Annotated in this window: 17 protein-coding genes and 2 pseudogenes; 11 read left to right on the top strand and 8 right to left on the bottom strand. The window is 70.4% G+C overall.

Translation table 11 applies throughout. The features are described 5' to 3' along the window. Window positions 1–279, top strand: a pseudogene (locus tag GVY64_RS37885) (hypothetical protein); the annotation flags it as partial. Here GVY64_RS37885 and GVY64_RS18765 read toward each other — a convergent pair. Both GVY64_RS18765 and GVY64_RS18760 read right to left on the bottom strand, forming a co-directional pair. Then, window positions 276–2,330, bottom strand: a complete 2,055-nt coding sequence (locus tag GVY64_RS18765; RefSeq protein ID WP_201298063.1) for a thioredoxin domain-containing protein — start codon at window positions 2,328–2,330, stop codon at window positions 276–278. The pseudogene GVY64_RS37885 and the gene GVY64_RS18765 overlap by 4 nt on opposite strands. A gap of 101 nt (window positions 2,331–2,431) precedes the next feature. Further along, complete coding sequence (locus GVY64_RS18760; RefSeq protein ID WP_159843116.1) at window positions 2,432–2,917, bottom strand: MarR family transcriptional regulator; 486 nt, start codon at window positions 2,915–2,917, stop codon at window positions 2,432–2,434. A gap of 96 nt (window positions 2,918–3,013) precedes the next feature. Between GVY64_RS18760 and GVY64_RS18755 the strand changes: the two are divergent. Further along, window positions 3,014–3,856 (top strand): annotated as a pseudogene (locus GVY64_RS18755) (NAD(P)H-binding protein). A gap of 439 nt (window positions 3,857–4,295) precedes the next feature. Here the strand turns inward: GVY64_RS18755 and GVY64_RS18750 are convergent. Then, window positions 4,296–4,874 carry a TIGR03086 family metal-binding protein gene (locus GVY64_RS18750; protein WP_159843114.1) on the bottom strand — a complete coding sequence of 193 codons (579 nt, stop codon included), beginning with the start codon at window positions 4,872–4,874 and terminating at the stop codon, window positions 4,296–4,298. 900 nt (window positions 4,875–5,774) lie between these two features. Here GVY64_RS18750 and GVY64_RS18745 point away from each other — a divergent pair. Further along, window positions 5,775–7,379 (top strand): TROVE domain-containing protein, encoded by a 1,605-nt coding sequence (locus GVY64_RS18745; RefSeq protein ID WP_159843112.1) that lies wholly within the window; start codon window positions 5,775–5,777, stop codon window positions 7,377–7,379. Window positions 7,380–7,522: 143 nt separating this feature from the next. Here GVY64_RS18745 and GVY64_RS18740 read toward each other — a convergent pair whose 3' ends face one another. The 3 genes from GVY64_RS18740 to mca form a co-directional block, all read right to left on the bottom strand. Further along, window positions 7,523–8,833, bottom strand: a complete 1,311-nt coding sequence (locus GVY64_RS18740) for an FAD-binding oxidoreductase (protein ID WP_159843110.1) — start codon at window positions 8,831–8,833, stop codon at window positions 7,523–7,525. Between the two features lie 159 nt (window positions 8,834–8,992). Then, entirely contained in the window at window positions 8,993–9,271 is a 279-nt protein-coding gene (locus tag GVY64_RS18735) for a hypothetical protein (RefSeq protein ID WP_159843108.1), read from the bottom strand. Then, window positions 9,268–10,152 (bottom strand): mycothiol conjugate amidase Mca, encoded by an 885-nt coding sequence (gene mca / locus GVY64_RS18730; RefSeq protein ID WP_236566950.1) that lies wholly within the window; start codon window positions 10,150–10,152, stop codon window positions 9,268–9,270. Before mca ends, GVY64_RS18735 begins: the two co-directional genes overlap by 4 nt. Before the next feature lie 102 nt (window positions 10,153–10,254). Here mca and GVY64_RS18725 point away from each other — a divergent pair, with 102 nt between their 5' ends. Then, a complete protein-coding gene (locus tag GVY64_RS18725; RefSeq protein ID WP_159843106.1) occupies window positions 10,255–10,725 on the top strand; it encodes a DUF4307 domain-containing protein in 471 nt (156 codons plus the stop codon). A gap of 297 nt (window positions 10,726–11,022) precedes the next feature. Next, window positions 11,023–11,517, top strand: a complete 495-nt coding sequence (gene greA, locus GVY64_RS18720; RefSeq protein ID WP_043731660.1) for a transcription elongation factor GreA — start codon at window positions 11,023–11,025, stop codon at window positions 11,515–11,517. A 97-nt stretch (window positions 11,518–11,614) separates the two neighbouring features. On the opposite strand, the gene GVY64_RS18715 is transcribed toward greA, so the two are convergent. Beyond that, a complete protein-coding gene (locus GVY64_RS18715; RefSeq protein WP_159843104.1) occupies window positions 11,615–12,757 on the bottom strand; it encodes a cystathionine gamma-synthase in 1,143 nt (380 codons plus the stop codon). Between the two features lie 228 nt (window positions 12,758–12,985). On the opposite strand from GVY64_RS18715, the gene GVY64_RS18710 reads away from it, so the two are divergent. The 3 genes from GVY64_RS18710 (at window position 12,986) to GVY64_RS18700 (ending at window position 17,074) form a co-directional block, all read left to right on the top strand. Next, the gene (locus tag GVY64_RS18710; protein ID WP_159843102.1) at window positions 12,986–14,161 is read left to right on the top strand and encodes an acyl-CoA dehydrogenase family protein; all 1,176 of its coding nucleotides are present in this window, start codon (window positions 12,986–12,988) and stop codon (window positions 14,159–14,161) included. A gap of 508 nt (window positions 14,162–14,669) precedes the next feature. Further along, window positions 14,670–16,292 (top strand): HD domain-containing phosphohydrolase, encoded by a 1,623-nt coding sequence (locus tag GVY64_RS18705; RefSeq protein ID WP_159843099.1) that lies wholly within the window; start codon window positions 14,670–14,672, stop codon window positions 16,290–16,292. 302 nt (window positions 16,293–16,594) lie between these two features. Then, window positions 16,595–17,074, top strand: a complete 480-nt coding sequence (locus GVY64_RS18700; RefSeq protein ID WP_159843097.1) for a DUF4254 domain-containing protein — start codon at window positions 16,595–16,597, stop codon at window positions 17,072–17,074. Between the two features lie 61 nt (window positions 17,075–17,135). Here GVY64_RS18700 and GVY64_RS18695 read toward each other — a convergent pair whose 3' ends face one another. Further along, complete coding sequence (locus GVY64_RS18695) at window positions 17,136–18,524, bottom strand: cystathionine beta-synthase (RefSeq protein WP_063021560.1); 1,389 nt, start codon at window positions 18,522–18,524, stop codon at window positions 17,136–17,138. Window positions 18,525–18,627: 103 nt separating this feature from the next. Here GVY64_RS18695 and GVY64_RS18690 point away from each other — a divergent pair, with 103 nt between their 5' ends. From GVY64_RS18690 to GVY64_RS18680, 3 genes are all read left to right on the top strand, one after another. Beyond that, the gene (locus tag GVY64_RS18690) at window positions 18,628–19,089 is read left to right on the top strand and encodes a hypothetical protein (protein WP_159843095.1); all 462 of its coding nucleotides are present in this window, start codon (window positions 18,628–18,630) and stop codon (window positions 19,087–19,089) included. 469 nt (window positions 19,090–19,558) lie between these two features. After that, window positions 19,559–20,392, top strand: coding sequence for an SGNH/GDSL hydrolase family protein (locus GVY64_RS18685; protein ID WP_159843167.1), 834 nt, complete (start codon window positions 19,559–19,561; stop codon window positions 20,390–20,392). A 41-nt stretch (window positions 20,393–20,433) separates the two neighbouring features. Further along, window positions 20,434–21,654: an acetyl-CoA C-acetyltransferase gene (locus GVY64_RS18680; RefSeq protein ID WP_159843093.1), complete on the top strand. Its 1,221-nt coding sequence runs from the start codon at window positions 20,434–20,436 to the stop codon at window positions 21,652–21,654. Window positions 21,655–21,669: the final 15 nt, after the last annotated feature.

Below are 21,669 nucleotides of genomic sequence, written 5' to 3'. Positions count from 1 at the left end.
CACGGCGGCACGGCGGCACGGCGGCACGGCGGCACGGCGGCACGGCGGCACGGCGGCACGGCGGCACGGCGGCACGGCGGCACGGCGGCACGGCGGCACGGCGGCACGGCGGCACGGCGGCACGGCGGCACGGCGGCACGGCGGCACGGACGGATGGTGGGGTGGGGCCTACCGCGGAGTTCGGCCGGGCCGCAGCACCATGCCCACCGCACCGACGACATTCCACGGGCCAATGGTGGGTGGGGAGCCCGTGGCGGCGGATCGCCCGGTGTCGGCTAGTTCTGTTGCAGTGCCGCCCGGAGCTGGTCCGGGGTGGAGACCGGAAGGTCGCAGACGGAGCCGCGGCAGACGTAGGCGGCGGCTGCGTCGCGAACAAGCGGCCGGTCGGCCAGCAGGGGGACGGCGTTCGGGGCGGCGGCGAGGACGACCGAACCACCCGGGGCGGCCGCCCGAGCCGCGGCGAGCAATTCGGTCGAGTGTGCGGCCGGCTCGGTGGTGGCGATGGCGACCTGCAGCGGACCGCGGAGTGCCGCCTCGGCGACGGTGAGCCACTGCCCCGCCGAACGAGGCGCACGGGCCAGCACGATCGCGCCGCGCTCGAGGGTGCGATCGGCGAGTTCGCGGTAGCGGACGGCCCGGGTGGGTTCGCTCGCGGCCGCGGCGGTGAGCAGCGCTTCGGCCAGGGCGGAGGCGCCCGCGGGTGTGGCGCCGTCGATCGGATCGCGGGGACGGGCGACGAGGGTTTCGGCGTCGTCGGCGGTGTCGAACCAGCCGCCCGGCTGGTCCGGGTCGGCGAAGTGCTCGATCGCGATGTCCAGCAAGCGTTGCGCGTCTTCCAGCCAGCCCAGTTCGCCGGTGGCCTGGTGCAGCGCGAGCAGCCCGGTGACCAGCCAGGCGTGGTCCTCCAGGATGCCGGGCGCGGCACCGGCGACGCCGCCGAGCGAGGCGCGTCGCAACCGCCCGTCCACAACGTGCTCGGTCAGCAGGAAGCGCGCGCACCGGACGGCGGCGGCGGTCCACTCCGGCGCGTCCAGCGCCGCCGCGGCCTCGGCGAGCGCGGTGATCGCCATGCCGTTCCAGGCGGTCACCACTTTGTCGTCCCGGTCCGGCTGTGGGCGGCGGTCGCGCGCGGCGATCAACCCCGCGCGGACACGGTCCAAACGCGCGGCGTCCTCCGCCGTGGCGGGCTCGGTGTACCTGGTCAGCACCGAGGTGCCCTGTTCGAAGTTCCCCGCCGTGGAGACGCCGAAGAATTCGGCCGCCCATGCCCCCTCGATCGGACCGAGCGCACCGGCCAGTTCGGCGGGCGTCCACACGTACGTCGCGCCTTCGACGCCGGGCTTGCCGGGCTCCAAGTGCGTGTCGGCGTCCAGCGCGGAGGCGAAGCCGCCCTCCACGGTGCCCAGGTCGTCGAGCAGGAACCGCACGACCTCCCGGGTGACCCGGTGCGACAACGACTCGGGAAGCACCGATGTGCTGCGCCGGGCCAAGTGGGCATAAGCGCGCAGCAGCTGTGCGTTGTCGTAGAGCATCTTCTCGAAATGCGGCACCAGCCACGCGGCGTCGACCGAATACCGCGCGAATCCGCCGCGCAGCTGGTCGTAGATGCCGCCGCGCGCCATCGCCTCCGCGGTGCGGGCCACCACCTCGAACACCGCCGGTTCACCGGTCCGCTCCCAGTGCCGCAGCAAGCCCTCCAGCAGCGCCGACGGCGGGAACTTCGGGGCGCCGCCGAAGCCGCCGTGCTCGGCGTCCTCGTCACGCAGCACGGCGGCGACGGCGTGGGCGAGCAACTCCGGGTTGATCGTCAGGTCCGCGTCGGGCAGTCCGCCGGCCTGGTCCCGCAGCGCCGCCGCCACCTGCGCGGATGCCTGGTTCACCTCGTCGCGCCGGGTGCGCCAGGTCTCGGTGATCGCGGTGAGCAGCTGGGTGAACGACGGCATGCCGCCGCGCGGCAGCTTCGGGTAGTAGGTGCCGCAGTAGAACGGTTCACCGTCTGGTGTCAAAAAGCAGGTCATCGGCCACCCGCCCTGCCCCGTCATGGCGACCGTGGCGTTCATGTAGACGGCGTCCAGGTCCGGTCGCTCCTCCCGATCGACCTTCACGCAGACGAAGTTGTCGTTCATCTGCTGGGCCGTCGCCGGGTCCTCGAACGACTCGTGCGCCATCACATGACACCAGTGACAGGACGCGTACCCGACCGAGAGCAGAATCGGCACGTCCCGGGCGGCCGCCTCCGCGAGCGCGTCGGCATCCCACTGCCGCCAATCGACCGGATTGTCGGCGTGCTGACGCAGATAAGGCGATGTCGCACCGACCAACTGGTTCATACCGCCAGCCTTCCACATCCGGCGAGCACACGACACGGCCCATGCGCTGCCCGGGTCGAGTCACACGACAACACGAACACCACATCAACGCCTCGACGAGTTCACCCCGCTACGAGGTCGTCGGTGGCCGCGCGGCCGGCAGTGGTGACCCGAGCGAGGAAATCGGCCAACAGTTCCAGTTGGTCGGGGGTGTAGTCGGCGCACAGGTCATCGACGGCCGCATTCATTCCGGACAGCAGGTCGTAAACCTCGCCGAGCCGCTCCGGGAGGGACCGGACGAGCACCGCGCGGCGGTCGCCGGTGGCGCGTTCGCGCACGATCCAGCCCGCACCTTCGAGTCGGTCCAGGATGCCGGTGAGCGTCGCGGGATGAAGACCGGCCTGTTTCGCCAAGGCGCTCGGGCTGATCGGGCCATGGCTGTTGATCAGGTCCAGGCAGTCGAAGTCGACGTCCCTGAGTTCGAGGCGGGTGCCGACCTGACGATTGAGCAGCGCCAATTGGCTGCGCACATCGCGCAGCGAACCCTTGATGCGGGTGGTCAGACGTCGCCGGTGGCGCACGTCACTCCCATTTTCTACGGAATCCATATCATCTCCGACTCAAACTAAATAATATGACTTACATATCTTACGGTGTTCAGCAGATCCGGATGGGCGCTCACCAGGGAAGAAGGAAGGTCGACTATGTACGTCATCATCGGAGCCACCGGTACGGTCGGCCGGGAAGTGATCGCGCAACTCCGTGCGACCGGCACGGCCGTCACCGCCGTGACCCGGGACGCCGGACGGGCGCAGATGCCGCCGGGAACCGTTGTGCTGCAGGCAGATCCCGCGATACCGAGGATTCCCGCCTAGATCTGGGACGGCGTCGAGGGGGTGCTGCTGAGTTCCCGTGCCGTCACCGCCTCGGCATCGGACATACTCTCCGCGGCATCCGATCACGGAGTGCGGCGCGTGGTGGTGATCTCGGCGTCGACGGTCGAATACCCCGCCGGGGAGCCACGGTTCATGGCCGGTTTCCTGGCGCTGGAGTCCGCCGCCGAAGCATCGGGCCTGGCGTGGACGTCGCTGCGCTGCGCAGACTTCGACGCCAACACGTTGGCCTGGGTACCGCAATTGCGGACCGGGGACGTGGTACGCGGCGCGTACGGCAAGGCCGCCACCTCGCCGATTCACGAGAGCGATATCGCCGCCGTCGCGGTCCGCGCACTGACCGAGGACGGCCACGAGGGCCGCCGCTACCTGCTCACCGGCCCGGAGTCGCTGACCCAATACGACAAGGTCCGCATTCTGGGCGAGGCCACCGGCCGCGACCTGTCGTTCCTCGAGCTCACTCCGGAACAGGTGCGCGCCGGGATGACGGCACAGGGCCTGCCCGAAGAGGTCCCGGACCGACTGCTCGGTTCACTGTCCGATTATGCCCGCGTCCCGGGTCCCACCACCGACACCGTCGGCGAACTACTCGGCCGCCCCGCCCTCGATTTCACCGCCTGGGCCGCCGAACACGCCGCCGCATTCACGCGCTGACAGTCCGGTCATATCCCTCCCGAGCATCCACGCCCGCTGGGCCGACGCGGAAGGAGGGTTTGCCACCGAGGGTCCAAAAGAATTGGCGGCCTTTCGATCAACGAGCTACAGTCCTATCCGCGTCCGGTGCGCAGGCAACGGTTACTTCTGTTTCAGTGGATGGGTTGCGGGTTCGAACCCCGTCCGGGTTGCGAGCGATCCGGTAGCTCAATTGGCAGAGCTATCCAAAGGCAGGGCCTTCGGGCCCGTTGGGCTCGATTCGTCGAGCCGGTATTCCGTCGCCGTCCTGATCTCGGACGCCCATCGTGCCGGGTGGGAGCGGCGACGCCTGTTCGGCCGCTCCCCCGCGCGTTCTCCGAATGCGGCGTTCGGCGGAATTCCCGGCAGCAGGGCGGATTACGCCGTCTCACCCCGCGCCGTTTTCGGCTGGTTCCGCCGACTATGCCGTCCGGGCCAGCACTTCGCGTCCGACATAGGCCAACAACCGGCGGTGTGCCGGTTCGTCGTCGGCGACGGCGATCTCGGGCCCGAAAATGCCGGGCGCGCGGAAAGAATCGATGCCGCCCATGGCGTGCATGGTGGCGAGCAGTTCGCCACACAGTTGGTCGTCGGCCAGATCCGGCCGATCGATGGCCACCGCGATGTCGACACCGTGCACGAGAACCTCGGTGAGATGGACCAGCGCCGCCGCGGGGCCGGGCAGGTCCCCGAGCGAGATACCCACCGTGCCGTCGAGCGCGTCGGGCCGATGCCAGGCGGCGCGGTCGACCTCCGCCGCCGCGGCGTAGGCGCCCTGCGGATCACCGCCGAGCCAGTCGGACTCGTGTTCGGCGCCCGCGTCCGTGCCGCTCAGGGCCGCCGCGAAGATGTGCATCCCACCCACGGTGTGGTTGAGCACGGTGCGGACATCCCAATCCCGGCACGGCGTGGGCGCTGCCAGACCCGCTCCTCCCACGGCGGCGACGATCGCTCCGGTCGCATCGAGTGCGCGGTCGATCTGTCCGATCACGTTGTCCATGAGCATCCTCCGGTCGAGCGGTTTGGCTGAATTGGTAACACAGGACACCGACAAGCGCGCGGCAATGCGAACTCCACCTTGCGCCGAAATAGTTGCCGGCGGTGTGCTTCTGGTGACCGCGGCGGAAAAAGGAGATGCGCGGGACCGGACGGCCTCGCTATCCTCGGTGCAGCACCCGGTGCGCAGGCAACGGATACTTCCACTTCTAATGGACAGGTTGCGGGTTCGAGTCCCGCCCGGACCCCCACGGTCCGGTAGCTCAACGGCAGAGCGGTACGTTCCGTGGCCGAATTCGATCTCGGGTGCACTACAACGCGACTCACGCACGCGAACCGGCCCAGTGCGCGAACCACGGTTACTTCGGACCCGAAAGATCCGGTTCGATTCCGGACCGCCCCCGTGGCGGTAGTGTAACGGCGAGCACGGAGGGCATTGTCCGTGGTCCATCCACGATCTCGGGCCGGTTCACACGCACGATGTCGCGGCGCGTCCGGTGCGCAGGCAACGGTTACTTCGGGTTCGATTCCTGCCGAATCCATTTCGGTCGCTCGATACGGCGAGCAGGCCGTCGCCGCATTTTCTCGGACGCCCGCGAAAATAAGGTGCGGCAGGCGGATTCTTCTCGCTACAGTTTCGGAGCACCCGGATGAAACCGGGTGCGCCACAATTCCATCGCACCTCCCGGTGCGAAGTCGACGGCTACTTCTCCACCACAAACCCCGGGGAATCGCCGTCGACGAACAACCATCTCGGGGGGCATCGCGCGCACCGGCCCGGTGCGCCTCCGCGGCGGCTTCCACACCCAGGCAGACCGTGCCTGCGTTGATCGGTGCGCGGCGCAGGATTTCGCTCGGGCCGCGCGGCGTCCGCGCTTGTCCCCGTGCACAACTGGGGGAATCCATGAGCAAGTTCAACCTGGCGCGCCCCGGCGCGACTTCACCGGTCACCAGCGAGACCCGTCCGACCGGCCGCACCTTCGAAGGCGGCGCCGGATACGCGCGCACGCCGCAGAGCGAGCTGTTCCTGCTGGCCGTCACGAACATGGTCGGCGAGCACACCTTCTACGAGTCCGCCGGTCAGCGCGACGATCGCTACGCCGCGCTGGTGCGCCGGACGACGCTTGCCGACCCGGAGTGGACCGCCCGCTTCCTGCGCTGGCTGCGCACCGAGGCGAACATGCGCAGTGCCGCGCTCGTCGGCGCGGCCGAGTTCGCCAAGGCGCGGCTGGAGGCGGACGCGCCGGGAATGTCGCGGCAGGTGATCGACTCGGTGCTGCAGCGCGCCGACGAGCCGGGGGAACTGCTCGCGTACTGGACCTCGGTGCACGGGCGCGCGGTGCCCAAGCCGGTCAAGCGCGGCATCGCCGACGCTGTACGCCGTCTGTACGACGAGCGCGCTGTGCTCAAGTGGGACAGCACGGCGCGCGCGTTCCGCTTCGCCGACGTGCTGCAGCTCACCCATCCCGCCCCCGCGGCCGACAAGCCCTGGCAGGGAGCGTTGTTCGCACACGCGCTGGATCGGCGATACGGACGCGAGACCGACCTGACCGCCACCTTGGCGGTGCTGCGTGCCCGTGCGGAGCTGATGGCACGTCCACTCGAGCACCGCCGCGCGCTGTTCGACGACCCCGAGCGAGCCCGTGCCACGCTGCGCGCGGCGGGCATGACCTGGGAGGCGGTCGCAGGCTGGCTGCAGGGTCCGATGGACGCGCCGGTCTGGGAGGCATTGATCCCGACCATGGGCTACATGGCCAAGCTGCGTAACCTGCGCAACTTCGACCAGGCCGGGGTGAGCGACGCCGTCGCCGCGGAGGTGGCCGCCGAGCTCGCCGACCCGCACCAGGTGGCGCGCTCGCGGCAGCTGCCGATGCGGTTCCTTTCGGCGTACCGGGCCGCGCCGTCGCTGCGCTGGGGTCACGCGCTCGAGCAGGCGCTCGGTCATTCGCTCGCGGCCGTGCCCGCGCTGCCCGGGCGCACGCTGGTGCTGGTGGACACCTCGGGCTCGATGCAGGCCGGGTTCGCCAAGGACGGCTCGCTGGCGCGCTGGGACGCCGCGGCACTGTTCGGCCTCGCGCTCGCCCGGCGCTGCGCGCAGGCGGACGTCGTGTCGTACTCCAGCCCCGGCGGCAGCTGGAAGGGCCAGGCTCGGCCCGCCAGCCTGGTCTTTCCGCAGCGGCGCGCCGAGCCGGTGCTCGCGGCGGTGCGGCGGTGGCGCGAGGAGGGTTACTTCCTCGGCTGGGGCACCGACACGGCGGGCGCGGTGCGTGAGCACTACGCGGGTCACGACCGGGTCGTCATCCTGACCGACGAGCAGGCGCACGACGGCGACGTCGGCCGCGCGCTGCCCGGCCGGGTACCGCTCTACACCTGGAACCTGGCGGGATACCGCTACGGGCACGCCCCCGGCGGCGCACCGTACCGGCACACCTTCGGCGGCCTGACCGACGCCGCGTTCCGGATGATCCCGCTGCTGGAGGCGGGCCGCGACGCCGACTGGCCGTTCTGAACGGCGGCGGAGCCGAGACCGTGCTCCGGTCTCGGCTCCATGGGTCTACCGGAGCACGGCGCCCGTCGGCGGCCTGACCGACGCGGCCCTCGTGAGCACGGCGCTGCGGGAAACGAGCCGCGTCGGCCGTTCCGTCTCATGGCCTACCCGAGTATCGGGTAGTTCGCCCGGATGACGCCGCGCGGGTCCCGGGCGCGCTTGATCTCACGCAGCCGGGCCAGCGTCGCGGAATCGAACGCGGCGGCGGCCGTCTCACCGGGCGTGAGGAAGGTGTACGGCTTTCCGCCGCTGATCTGCGCGCTCAACGCGTCGACGATGGCGGTGCGCCGCGCGTGGACCGCGTCGGCGAGGTGCGCCAACCCGAGCCCAAGGCAGTAGAGCAGGTACGGCTGCGTGATCGGGCCACGGGCGCCCCCGTCCGGCCTGGTCTCGGCCAGCGCGCCGCCCAGGTGGCGGATCTGCACGTTCGCCAGCGGCGCGACCGGTTCGTCGATCAGCGTCTTGACCACGGCATCGCCGAGTTCGGTCAGCTGTTCGGCGCGTGAGAGCGACGGGCTCGGCGTCGTGGGTTCGCCGGTGACGGCGCCGATATCGGCGGGCCCGAAAACGCCGCGCTTGTCGAGGATCGGCGCACCGATGGCATCCAGCCGCGCGAGCAGCGCGCGTCCTGAATCCGGGTCGCCGAGGTAGACGGCGTCGATGCCGACCATCGGCGGCGCGTCCGGGATCTGCAGGCGCTGGAACCATACGCTCAGCTCGTCGGGCGCATCGGCGGTGATCTCCTGGAAGACGTCGAACACCGCACGGATCCGGGTTTCGGGCCACAGCATGCGGCCGCCGAACAATTCCGGCGCGGGAAACAGATCGAACTCCAGCGCCGTCACCACGGCGAAATCGCCACCGCCGCCGCGCAGCGCCCAGAACAGATCCGGATCGTCCCCGGCCGTGACCCGGCGGCGGGCGCCCGCGGCGTCGACGACCTCGAACGCGCGCACCGCGTCGCCGGCCCAGCCGTGCTTGCGGCCGAACCAGCTCATGCCGCCGCCGAGGGTGTATCCGGCCACGCCGACGACCGGGTTGCTGCCCGCCAGGCCCGTCAACCCGTGCCGGGCAGCGGCGGCCTGCACCCGGCCCCACGCCACCCCGGCGCCGACGCGCGCCACTCGGCGCTCGGGATCGATCTCGATGCCGTCCAATCGGCCGGTGCGGAGCAGAATCGCGTCCGGCACCCCGCCGGAGGCGCCGTGCCCGGTCGGCTGGGTGACCACCGGTACGCCTGCGCCACCCGCGTACCGCACCACGATCGCGATGTCAGCCGCATCGCCGGCGTGCACCACGGCGGCCACCGGCTGCGCGACTGTCGTCGTCCACGGCCGGGCCGCATCGTCGAATCCCTCGTCACCGGCCACCAGCACACGGCCGGGCAGCGCAGCGCGCAGTTCGTCGAATGTCATCGCTCTTTCCTGACTGTCAGCGGTCGATAGGAGACGCGAGCAACGAGTCCGGGGCGGCTGTCCGGAAGGACGAGCCGTGGTCGTGCCGCGACTACCGCTTTGACGAAAGAGCGGGCGAAAAGGTAACAAAAAGCACGTCAGAAGGGCTTTCTCGCCCCGTCAGCCGGATTCGGCGCGCCCTTCGGGGTCGGCGCCTTTCGGCTCCTCGGCCCGGCGCGTGATGCCGTGCTCGGTCCCTTCGTCGGCCTCCTGGTCCGGCTCTGGATGTTCGGGCTCGAAGGTCGCGGGCAGCGCCTTGATGTGCCGGTTCATCGATCGAATCAGCAGGAACGTGCCCGCCAGCAGGAGCAGGACGATGACCAGACCGAGCGGCGACGCCTTGCCGAACTCGGGCCCGGTCGGCGTGCCGGGCGTCTGGGCGAGCAGGACCAGCGTCACGACCGCTCGTCCTCGATGCCCGCGAACAGGTCGGTCTCCGGCAGCTCCGTGCGCACCCGGGTCTTGGCCAGCTCGAACTCCTCGGTCGGCCACAACCGCTGCTGCATCTCCATCGGAATGGCGAAGAACGCGCCGTTCGGGTCGATCTGCGTCGCGTGGGCGCGCAAGGCGTCGTCGCGCTGCGGGAAGTACTTGGCGCAGTCGATCTGGGTGGTGATCCGGGCGAACATGTCACCGCGCTCGGCGGCGTACTTGCGCATCCGGTCCAGCCATTCCTGCAGCGGGAACGGTTCACCGAGACGCTCGTACTCCGCGGCGAAGATCTCCATCCGCTTCATGCTGAAGCCGTGGTCGTAATACAGCTTGAGCGGCGTCCACGGCTCGCCCGCGTCCGGGAAGCGCTCGGGGTCCCCCGCCGCCTCGAACGCCGCCATCGACACCTCGTGGCAGCGGATGTGGTCGGGGTGTGGGTAGCCGCCGGTCTCGTCGTAAGTGGTCATCACGTGCGGCTTGAACTCGCGCACCACGCGAACCAGGGCCTCGGTGGCCTCCTCCAGCGGCACCAGCGCGAAGCTGCCCTCCGGCAGCGGCGGCAGCGGGTCGCCCTCCGGCAGTCCCGAGTCGACGAAACCGAGCCAGTGCTGGCGCACGCCGAGCGCACGGGCCGCCGCGGCCATCTCCTCGCGGCGGATCTCGTGGATGCGCTCCAGGACGCCGGGGGTGTCCATGGCCGGGTTCAGGATGCTTCCGCGCTCTCCGCCGGTCAGCGTCACGACGAGGACGTCGTGTCCTTCGTCGGCGTAACGGGCGGTCGTCGCGGCACCCTTGCTGGATTCGTCGTCTGGGTGGGCGTGCACCGCCATGAGGCGAAGGCCACTCACGTCTCGTTCTCCGTCGCTCTCGGTCGCGGGTGTCGGGGCTTCGTTACCTATAGTTCCATTCGACCCACATTTGTTCCGACGTACCCCCCGGGAGCGACCACCATGAGCCAGCCCGCGCCGGAGAGCGGCGGCGACGCCGAAGCCGCGGCGGCGCCCTCGAGCGGTCCCCTGGCCGACCGGTACGGCACGCGGCCACGTAAGCCGCGCCGCTGGGTCGTGCCGGTGCTCGGTGTGTTGGTGGTGCTCGCCGGGCTCGGCGTGGCCTACCTCGGGTATCAGAAGTACGGCCCGGAGGACATCGAGGCAGAGCAGCTCGGCTACGTCGTCGTCGACGACTCGACCATGACGATCCGGCTCAAGGTGACCAGGGCCGATCCGGAGCGGCCCGTGGTGTGTTTCGTCCGCGCGATGGCGCGCGACGGCTCCGAACTCGGTCGTCGTGAGGTGCTCATCGAACCGTCGAGCAGCGGGACGGTCGAACTGACCACCGTCGTGCGCTCGTCAGCGCGGCCCGCGTCGGGCAGTGTGTACGCGTGCAGCGATCGGGTACCCGCCTACCTACGGGTTGGCTGATTTCCGCGCATCCACCGGCGACCTGCCCAGGAAATCAACTCCGACCAGCACATTTGTGAATCATGCTAAAATGGCGTGATACACGGTTCCGGGGCTCGGAGCCGTGTTTGCTGCATTGGCGGCCAGCGCTGACGGTTCGGGCTTGCGAGCTTGCCCGCGACCAGGGCCTGTCGGGGTTCGATGAACTTCCCAGGATCGCTCTAGCCGTCGACTGGTGCGTGCCCACCTCCGGGTGGGCGCACGCCGGTGCTCAGGGAATCCCGGCCTGCCGGGAACAACTACTAGGGAGTGATCGAGATGACTGAGACGCAAGTGACCTGGCTGACCCCGGAGTCGCACGACAGGCTCAAGAGCGAACTCGACGCGCTCATCGCCAATCGTCCGGTCATCGCCGCCGAGATCAACGAACGCCGGGAAGAGGGCGACCTCAAGGAGAACGGCGGATACCACGCCGCTCGCGAGGAGCAGGGTCAGCAGGAGGCGCGCATTCGCCAGCTGCAGGAGCTGCTGAACAACGCCAAGGTCGGCGTCGCACCGACCAAGTCCGGCGTCGCGCTTCCCGGGTCGGTCGTCAAGGTCTACTACGACGGCGACGAGACGGACACCGAGACCTTCCTGATCGCCACGCGCGAGGAGGGCCTCAACGATTCCAAGCTGGAGACCTACTCGCCGAACTCCCCGCTCGGTGGCGCGCTCATCGATGCCAAAGTGGGCGAGACCAGGGAGTACACACTGCCGAACGGCAATACGATGAAGGTCACGCTGATCAGCGCCGAGCCCTACCACAGCTGATGCTCCGGGCCGCGCCGCCAGGGCCGGCCGACACCCCCGCGGACACGAGCGGCCGCGCCCGATCATCGGGTGCGGCCGCTTCCTCATGTCCGTGAACCTAGCTCAACGCCTGCTCGATGTCCGCGAGCAGGTCGCTGACATCCTCGATCCCGACCGACAGCCGCACCAGATCCGCCGGCACCTCCAGCTCGGATCCCTCGGTGGAGGCGTGCGTCATCGCGGCCGGATGCTCGATCAGCGACTCGATACCGCCCAGGGATTCGGCGAGGGTGAACACCTCGGTCCGCGCGCAGAACTTGCGCGCCGCCTCCACGTCGCCGCCCAGGCGCACCGAGATCATCCCGCCGAAACGCCGCATCTGCTCGGCCGCGACCGCATGGCCCGGGTGCTCCGGCAGGCCGGGGTAGATCACCTGGGAGATCGAGGGGTGCCCGGACAGGAACTCCGCGACGGTCTCGGCGTTGTCGCAGTGCCGGTCCATCCGCAGGGCCAGGGTCTTTATGCCACGCAGCGTGAGGAACGCGTCGAACGGACCCGGCACCGCGCCCGCACCGTTCTGCAGGAACGCGAACGCCGCATCGAGTTCCGGATCGTTGGTGATCAGCGCGCCGCCGATGACGTCGGAGTGGCCGCCGAGGTACTTGGTGGTCGAGTGCACCACGATGTCCGCGCCGAGCCGCAGAGGCTGCTGCAGGTAGGGGGTCGCGAAGGTGTTGTCCACGACGAGCTTCGCGCCCGCCGCGTGCGCGACGTCGGCCAGCGCCGGGATGTCGCCGATGCTCAGCAACGGGTTGGTCGGGGTCTCGATCCAGACCAGCTTGGTGTTCGGCCGGATCGCGGCGCGCATCTCGTCCACGTTGAACACGTGCGCGGGCGAATGCTCGATACCCCACTGACTGAAGACCTTGTCGATCAGCCGGAAGGTGCCGCCGTAGGCGTCGTCGGGGATCACGATGTGGTCGCCCGGTCGCAGCGTGGCGCGCAGCGCACAGTCGGTCGCGGCCATGCCGGACGCGAACGCCCGGCCGTAGCGGCCCGATTCCAGCGCGGCGAGGTTCGCCTCCAGGACCGACCGCGTCGGGTTGCCGGTGCGCGCGTACTCGAAACCGCCGCGCAACCCGCCCACGCCGTCCTGGGCGAACGTCGAACTCGCGTAGATGGGCACATTCACCGCGCCGGTCTGCGGATCGGGTTCATACCCGGCGTGCACGGCCCGTGTGGAGAATCCCAGCTCGCTCATGAGGGCCAGCCTAATCGGGGCGATTCCAGGGCAACTTCCCGGTGCGGGCATATCGCGGCGGTGCGCGCAGGGGAATCGGGCAAATCTCCACAGCCGAGTCGGCACGGCGGGATCCCGGCTCCCGATTCGATCGATTTACGCGCATTTCGCGCCTCCCCCGGAAATTATGCGATCGCACCTCGTGCGTGAGTTCGCTCTCAGCCGAACCGGCCCCTCTAGGCTGAGCCCATGGTCACCGTGGAAGAACTGTTCGCCACCGATGCGTTGCTGTCCGAGGACGAGCGCGAGATCCGGGACACCGTCGCGGCCTTCGCGGCTCGGCGGTTGCGCCCGCACGTCGCCGAGTGGTTCGAGGCGGGCACCTTCCCGGCCCGCGAACTCGCCCCCGAACTCGGCGAGCTCGGGCTGCTCGGCATGCATCTGGAGGGCTACGGCTGCGCGGGCATGTCGGCGACCGCGTACGGCCTGGCCTGCCAGGAACTGGAGGCGGTGGACTCCGGCATCCGCAGCATGATCTCGGTCCAGGGTTCGCTCGCGATGACCGCGATCCACAAATTCGGCTCGGAGGACCAGAAGCAGCGCTGGCTGCCGGAACTCGCCGCTGGGCGCGCGATCGGCTGCTTCGGGTTGACCGAACCGGACTTCGGCTCGAACCCGGGCGGCATGCGCACCCGGGCGAAGCGCGACGGCGCCGATTGGGTGCTCAACGGCTCGAAGATGTGGATCACCAACGGGTCGGTGAGCGACGTGGCGGTGGTCTGGGCGCAGACCGAGGACGAGGGCAGGCAGGTGATCCGCGGGTTCCTGGTGCCCGCCGGGACCCCCGGGTTCACCGCGCGGGAGATGCACCGCAAGCTGTCGCTGCGCGCCTCGGTGACCGCGGAGCTGGGCTTCGACGACGTTCGCCTGCCCGCCGACGCGGTGCTGCCGGGTTCGCGGGGACTGGCCGCGCCACTGGCGTGCCTGAGCGAGGCGCGTTTCGGCATCGTCTTCGGCGCGCTGGGCGCGGCGCGCGAATGCCTGGCGGCCACCATCGAGTACGCCAGAACGCGCGAGGTGTTCGACAAGCCGCTGGCCGCCTACCAGCTCACCCAGGCCAAGCTGGCCGACATGGCGCTGGAATTCGGCAAAGGTCAACTGCTCGCGCTGCACATCGGACGGCTGAAGGACCGCGGCGTGGTCACACCGGAGCAGGTGAGCGCGGGGAAGCTGAACAGCACGCGAGAAGCCATCGCCATCGCCCGCGAGTGCCGAACGATTCTCGGCGCCAACGGCATCACGCTCGACTACCCGGTGCTGCGCCACGCGAACAATCTGGAGTCGGTGCTCACCTACGAAGGCACGGCGGAGGTGCACCAGCTGGTGCTCGGGCGGGCTTTGACCGACGCGAACGCTTTCCGCTGACCTAACCTTTCACCCCCAGGCCGGTCAGCCGTCGGGAGCACCGGAGGTTCGCTGCCCTTCTCGACGGGCAGGCGGTATTGATAAGCCCGTCGTAGCGACCTGCCGTGCGATGCCGTTCGTGGTCGGCGTCGCACCACCGGCATCGGCACCGCGCCCCTGCCTCAGCTCGGCTGATCGGCCTCGAGCCGGTCGGCTCGATCGCCTTGCGGCGGGCCGGGCGGCCCGTACCGGCAACCAGGCGCGGGCGGGACGATCGCCGACCGCCCTGGGACACGATCGTGGCGGCGATCCGACCGTCGACGGATGACGAGGAACCGGCTAGGGGCACAAACGGTGCTGAGGAATTGCCGAATCCCGGCCCCCGGCCGCATCCCGCCGAATATGCCCTGCCGGAGCCGGACGACTGCCCGGCAGCCGATCGGACGCTCGTCTGATCAGGGCGCGGATCCTGGTCGCGCAGAACCGATTCGGGCCTGCGCGAGCAACGGACGGACACTACTGTCGGTGCATGTCGTCGATCCGCGCCGCCGAAGTTTTCGCGGCACTGTCGCTGACCACCGATCTCGCCACGGGGATGCCGTTCGAGAAGGGGCTGGCCACCTGTCTGGTCGCCACCGGCCTCGCCGAGCGGATCGGGCTGCCGGACGCCGAGCGCCGCGCGGTCTTCCACGCCGCACTGCTCGCCGACCTCGGGTGTACCGCCCGTGCCTCGGAGAACGCGCAGTGGTACGCCGACGACATCGCTTTCCAGCGCGCGTGCCATGTGCTGGACCCGGGTGATCCCGCCGTCTTCACCGCCCAACTGCGCCGATTCGGCAGTTGGGCGCCTGCCGCCCAATCGGCGCTGCGCAATCGGTTCGTCGCGCAGTCGCAGACCGCGCCGCCGCAGGCGCTGCGGTCCTCGGGCGAGATCGTCCGGGCGCTCGGGCCGCGGCTGGGCCTGCCGCATGCCGCCGTTCGCGCGCTGACCGAAGTGGAGGAACGCTGGGACGGGCTCGGCGCGCCCAACCGACTGCGCGGGGAGGCCATCTCGCTCCCGGGCCGAATCCTGCACGTCGCCGAACAGGTGGTACTCGCGCTCGATACGGCCGGTATGGAACCCGCGACCGTCCCAGCGCAGAGCGCCCCGCGCGACAGCGAATCGATGGGCAAGGCCGCCGAGCACGGCCGGGCACGTCCCGCCGTTGGCCTCATGGCGAGGCGGCCGGACGTCGTCGAGGAGTTGCGGCGACGAGCCGGCGGGCACCTCGACCCCGACCTGGTGGCCGCCTGCGATGCCGACGCCATCCGGGCGATGCTCGACGTCCCCGACCTGCTCGCCGCCGTCCTCGCCGCGGAACCAGGAACGCCGTCGACACTTCCGGCCGCCGAACTCGAGCGCCCCGGCCTGGCGCTGGCGATGGTCGTCGACTTGAAAGGCCGCTACCTGCTGGGCCACTCGGCGCACATGGCCGGATTGGCCGACGCCGCGGCGGCCGGAATGGGCCTGCCCGCCGACGATCGGGCGGCACTGCGCGCCGCCGCCCTGCTGCACGACCTGGGCCGCGCCGCGGTGTCCAGCGCGGTCTGGGACCGCGGCGGCCCGCTCGGTCCGCAGGACTGGAAACGTGTTCGGTTGCGCAGCTACTGGACCGAGCGCATTCTGCGCCGCTGCCCCGGCCTGGCGAATCTGGCCGATCTCGCCGCAGCGAACCACGAACGCCTCGACGGCAGCGGCTATCCCCGAGGCATGCGGGATACCCCGCCCGGGGCGCGATTACTCGCGGCGGCGGACGTTTTCGCGGCCTGTACCGAAGCGCGGCCCTATCGTCCGGCCGCACGCCTCGCGGAAGCCGCCGCCCACCTCGGGGCCGAAGTCGCCGCGGGCCGACTCGACGGTGCGGCCTGCGCCGCCGTCATCGCGGCCGCCGAGGACCGCACCGGCCCCGTAGGCCACGACCTCTCGGAAATCGAGATCGCCGTGCTGCGCCGGTCGGCTCGTGGCCACTGCGGCCGGGAGATCGCCGCCGAACTGCTCCTGCCGGAACGCACTGTCGCACACCACCTCTCCGAACTGCGTGCCAAGACCGGCCAGCACACCCGGGCGGGCGCCGCAGTCTTCGCCATGTCGCACCGCCTGCTTCCCGGCTGAGCCGGTTCTCTCCCGAATCCGCCTGTTGTCCAGCGGGATTCGCGGGAGCCATGCGCGCGGGGTCGATCGACGGAAACCTCCTCACACGACTCGGCGCGGGGGCGGGTAGAGGATTGTTACCTCTTGTCATTCACATGCCATATGAGTGTCACCGCCAGGCCAAGGGGCACGCGGATGATATTGGGGGAACCGGGCATTGGGGCGATGCCTCCACCGTCACACCACTGGAGGTGCAAAGATGCACACGCCGACGATAGACCCTCGCGCGCTGCGTACGGTTCCGGATGCGCTGGGAGCCGGCCATGTTCGTGCGTGACAATCTGCCCCGCCGCTCGCACGGCGGCGCCCGGCCGCTGCCGGACCAGCGCGAACTGGTGGCCGCCTTCGGTGGTCATCGGGGCGAGCCGGAAGATGACCACCCGCTGCTCGGGTGGGCCGGGACCCTGGCGGCGCTGCACCGAAGGCGTCATCTGGACCCGCTGGCCGCAGCCGGAATAGATTGCCGCCGAGCCGAACTCGTGGCCGCTATCGACGCGTGGGTGATCGACCAGCTGCCCAGGAAACGGGCGACGGAGCACCTGCGCGCCGAATCCGTCGGCGCCACGGTCGACCGCATGGCCGCCGCCCACGTCCACGCCAGCCACCTGCTGCACACCGCCGACAAGGTGTCCGACGCCCGGGTGCACGCCGCCTGGTACCGGCTGGCCCTGCTGGCCGACGAATGGACCGACCTGGTCACCGGCGGCGTGCGCGAGACGGTGCGCGGCAGGCGCCCGGCATAGGCCACGCCGCACTCGCCGCTCGACACGGTGCGGCGAGCCGGCTCCGGAAATCGATGTCCGGCTACTTCCCGATGCTGCCCGTGCTGAGGAAGCCGAGCAGGTCGTGGCGGGTGATCACGCCGACGGGTTTGCCGTCCTCGACGACCATCAGCGCGTCGGTGTCCGACAGCGCCTTCGTCGCGGCGGAGATGGGCTCGCCCGAACCGATCAGCGGGAACGACGGGCTCATGTGCTGGGCCACCGAGTCGGTCAGGTGCGCCCGGCCCTCGAAGACCGCCGACAGCAGATCGCGTTCGGACACGCTGCCCGCGACCTCGCCCGCCATGACCGGCGGCTCGGCGCCGACCACGGGCATCTGCGACACGCCGTATTCGCGCAGGATCTCGATCGCGTCGCGCAGCGTCTCCGACGGGTGCGTGTGCACCAGGTCAGGCAGCTCGCCGGACTTGCCCCGCAGCACGTCGCCCACGAGCGGTTCGGCTGTGCCGTCCAGCCGCTCGCGCAAGAAGCCGTAGGAGCTCATCCACTCGTCGTTGAAGATCTTCGACAGGTAGCCGCGGCCGCCGTCGGGCAGCAGCACCACGACCACCGCGTCGGGATCGCGCCGCGCCACCTCGACGGCGGCGACGACGGCCATGCCGCAGGAACCGCCGACCAGCAGGCCCTCCTCGCGGGCCAGCCTGCGGGTCATATCGAAGGAATCCGCGTCGGAGACCGCGATGATCTCGTCCGGAACGGCGGGGTCGTAGGCGGACGGCCAGAAATCCTCGCCGACGCCCTCGACCAGGTAGGGCCGCCCGGTGCCGCCGGAGTACACCGATCCCTCCGGGTCGGCGCCGATGATCTGGACCTTCCCGCCGGAGACCTCCTTGAGGTATCGGCCGGTGCCGGTGATGGTGCCGCCGGTGCCGACGCCCGCCACGAAGTGGGTGACCTTGCCGTCGGTGTCGCGCCAGATCTCCGGGCCGGTGGTCTCGTAGTGGCTGGCCGGACCGCCGGGGTTGGAGTACTGGTCGGGCTTCCACGCGCCGTCGATCTCCCGCACCAGGCGGTCGGAAACGCTGTAGTAGCTGTCCGGGTGATCCGGCGGCACCGCGGTCGGGCAGACCACGACCTCGGCGCCGTAGGCGCGCAGCACGTTGCGCTTGTCCTCGCTGACCTTGTCGGGGCAGACGAACACGCAGTTGTAGCCGCGCTGCTGCGCGACCAGGGCGAGGCCGACGCCGGTGTTGCCCGAGGTGGGCTCGACGATGGTGCCGCCGGGGCGCAGCTTCCCGGACTGCTCGGCGGCATCGATCATCTTCACCGCGATCCGGTCCTTCGAGCTGCCGCCCGGGTTCAGGTATTCGACCTTGGCCGCGACCAGTCCCGCGTTCGGTCCGACGACCGAGTTCAACCGGACCAGCGGCGTGTTGCCGATGAGATCCACGACATGATCCGCGATGCGCATGGACCCCATAGTTGCAGACGCACTAACTGTGAGTTCGCGCACGCCACGTGCAGCGGGCGCGGACTACCGGCGAACCGCCGCCCGCGGCCTTAGGATCGCTGCCATGAGGCAGCCGAACATCGCCCGCGCCGCAACGATTCTGGCCGGATCCGCGGTGGCCCTGGTGGTCGGATCCGGCGCGCACGCGGAGGCGGCGACCGTCGAATTCCCGCAAGTGCCCACGCTCGCGCGCGGTGGTCTGTGCTGGACCAGCATCCGCACCTGGGCCGACACCGGTCCCGAATGGCCGGGGCGCGCCATCCTGAACGTCCGGGCGCTACCCGTCAGCGGCATCGGGCCCGGCATCTATCCCTTGGCGCCCCTGTGCGAGGTCCGCACCACCGTGGCGTGGCGCAACGTCAGCACCGGCGCGACGGGTAGCTACGACAACGTCGTGGTCACCGGCATCTACGGCAGCATCCAGTACGCGCTGTTCCAGGACACCGGCCCGGGGCTGGTGGAGGTCACCGTCTCCACCGACGCGGCGAGCATCCCCGCTCGCGGCAGCTTCGTGGTCCCTGGCTGAGGTCAGTCGGTCCACGGACTCGGCACCCACCGTGACAGCTGCACCGAGCGGGCACCCCGTGGTCCTGTGCTGACGTCGGCCCGGAGCCGGAGACTCGGTCACGCACGGGTGATAACTCCACGCCGCGCCGACGGCGGAGCCGGATCGGGACGACCCCTCCGGCGTCGGCGGCCGTGCTCCACCGCTAGGCGAACGGCTGCCAACTCACGCACCGACGCTCGGATACGGCCCGTTTCGCGCCTCGCGCCGTTCACAGTCCGATACCGGCCGACGCGCCGCTTCGCCCCACGCGGGCCACGACCGCTGACCTGTCCGGGGAACCCGAACCGCCCCACCGGCGAGCAGGGCCGCCGGGACGACGAGCGCCGATTCGTCGGCACTCGTCGTCCCGGCGGGATTTCGTAAAATCGCTGCCGTGAGCGCACCTCGATCTCGCCGGCGCGCCGCGGCGATCACCGGTGCGGCGGCCATGCTCGCCGGTTCCGGGGCGGGCACCGCGTGGTGGGCGACCTACCGCCTGCTCATGGCGCAGGCGGGCGTCGCGCGCGGAATGATCGGCCGGGACACCTCGAAGCCGCCGGAGGCCGACGGCATCTACACCGCGGGTTGCACGGAGCCCGAGCCCTGGCGCACCGGCAAGCACGCCGACCTGCACCTGATGATCTTCGGCGACTCCACCGCGGCCGGCCTCGGCTGCACGGTGGCCGACGAGGTGCCGGGCGTGCGCCTGGCGCGGGGCCTCGCCGAGGCGACCGGACAGCGGATCCGCCTGAGCACCAAAGCGATCTCCGGCGCCACGTCCAAGGGCCTGGCCGGCCAGGTCGACGCGATGTTCGTCGCGGGCCCGCCGCCGGATGCCGCGGTCATCCTCGTCGGCGCGAACGACGTCACCAAGAAGCACTCGATCCGCGCCTCGGCGCGCAGGCTGGCCGCCGCGGTAGCCCGGCTGCGCCGCGCCGACGCGGTGGTGGTGGTCGGCACCTGCCCGAATCTCGGCACGGTGGCGGCCATTCCCCAGCCGCTGCGGACCGTCGTGCAGAACTGGAGCGTGCGGTTGGCGAAGGCGCAGCACGTCGCGACGACGGTCGCGGGCGGGCACCCGGTGCGCATGGGCTACCTGCTCGCGCCCGAGTTCCGCGCCGCACCAGAGCTTCTGTTCTCCGCGGACGGATTCCACCCCTCGGCCGCCGGCTACGAACTGGCCGCCGCGCAGTTGCTCCCGGTGTTGCTGGGGGCACTGGGCGGGACAGGCGCTTCCGGTACTCGGCGGCGCGACGTAGATTCGGTACGAACCGGCGAGTAACAACTCCGGTTCGCCAGAACCGTCCGACCCAAGGAGTCCTCATGCCTGAGGCCGTCATCGTTTCGACCGCACGCTCTCCGATCGGCCGGGCCCGTAAGGGTTCGCTGGTCGATATGCGGCCCGACGATCTGACCACGCAGATTGTGCGGGCAGCGCTCGACAAGGTGCCTGCCCTGGACCCCGCCCAGATCGACGACCTGATCCTGGGCTGCGGCTCGCCGGGCGGTGAGCAGGGCTTCAACATCGCCCGCGTCGTCGCCGTCCAGCTGGGCTACGACTTCGTGCCCGGCACCACCGTGCATCGCTACTGCGCTTCGTCGCTGCAGTCCACCCGGATGGCCTTCCACGCGATCAAGGCCGGCGAGGGCGAGGTGTTCATCTCCGCGGGTGTGGAGACCGTGTCGCGGTATGTGAACGGCTCGGCCGACAGCTGGCCGAACACGCAGAACCCGCTGTTCGCCGAGGCGCAGGCGCGCACCGCGAAGACCGCCGAGGGCGGCGCGGGCATCTGGCACGACCCGCGCGAGGACGGCCTGATCCCGGATGTCTATATCGCGATGGGGCAGACCGCCGAGAACGTGGCGACCTCCACCGGCATCACCCGCGAGGACCAGGACCGCTGGGGCGTGCGCTCGCAGAACCGCGCCGAGGAGGCGATCTCCAGCGGCTTCTTCGAGCGGGAGATCACCCCGGTGACGCTGCCGGACGGCACCGTGGTCAGCAAGGACGACGGCCCCCGCGCCGGGGTCACCTACGAGGCGGTCTCGGCGCTGAAGCCGGTGTTCCGCCCGGACGGCACCGTCACCGCGGGCAACTGCTGCCCGCTCAACGACGGCGCGGCCGCGCTGGTGATCATGAGCGACACCAAGGCAAAAGAACTCGGGCTGACGCCGCTGGCGCGGATCGTGTCCACCGGTGTGTCCGGTCTGTCGCCGGAGATCATGGGCCTGGGCCCGATCGAGGCGTGTAAGCGCGCGCTGGCGCTGGCGGGCAAGACCATCGACGACATCGATCTGGTCGAGATCAACGAGGCGTTCGCGGTGCAGGTGCTCGGTTCGGCGCGGGAGCTGAAGATCGACGAGGACAAGCTGAACGTCTCCGGCGGCGCGATCGCGCTGGGCCACCCGTTCGGCATGACCGGCGCCCGGATCACCACCACTCTGATCAACAACCTGCAGACCCACGACAAGCAGTTCGGTCTGGAGACGATGTGCGTCGGCGGCGGCCAGGGCATGGCGATGGTCATCGAACGCCTGAGCTGATCCGTAGACGGAGAC

It is taken from the genome of Nocardia sp. CY41 (assembly GCF_009829325.1).
Classification (GTDB): domain Bacteria; phylum Actinomycetota; class Actinomycetes; order Mycobacteriales; family Mycobacteriaceae; genus Nocardia.
The sequence above is the reverse complement of the archived record's forward strand: the minus strand, read 5'-3'. Positions and strand labels throughout refer to the sequence as shown.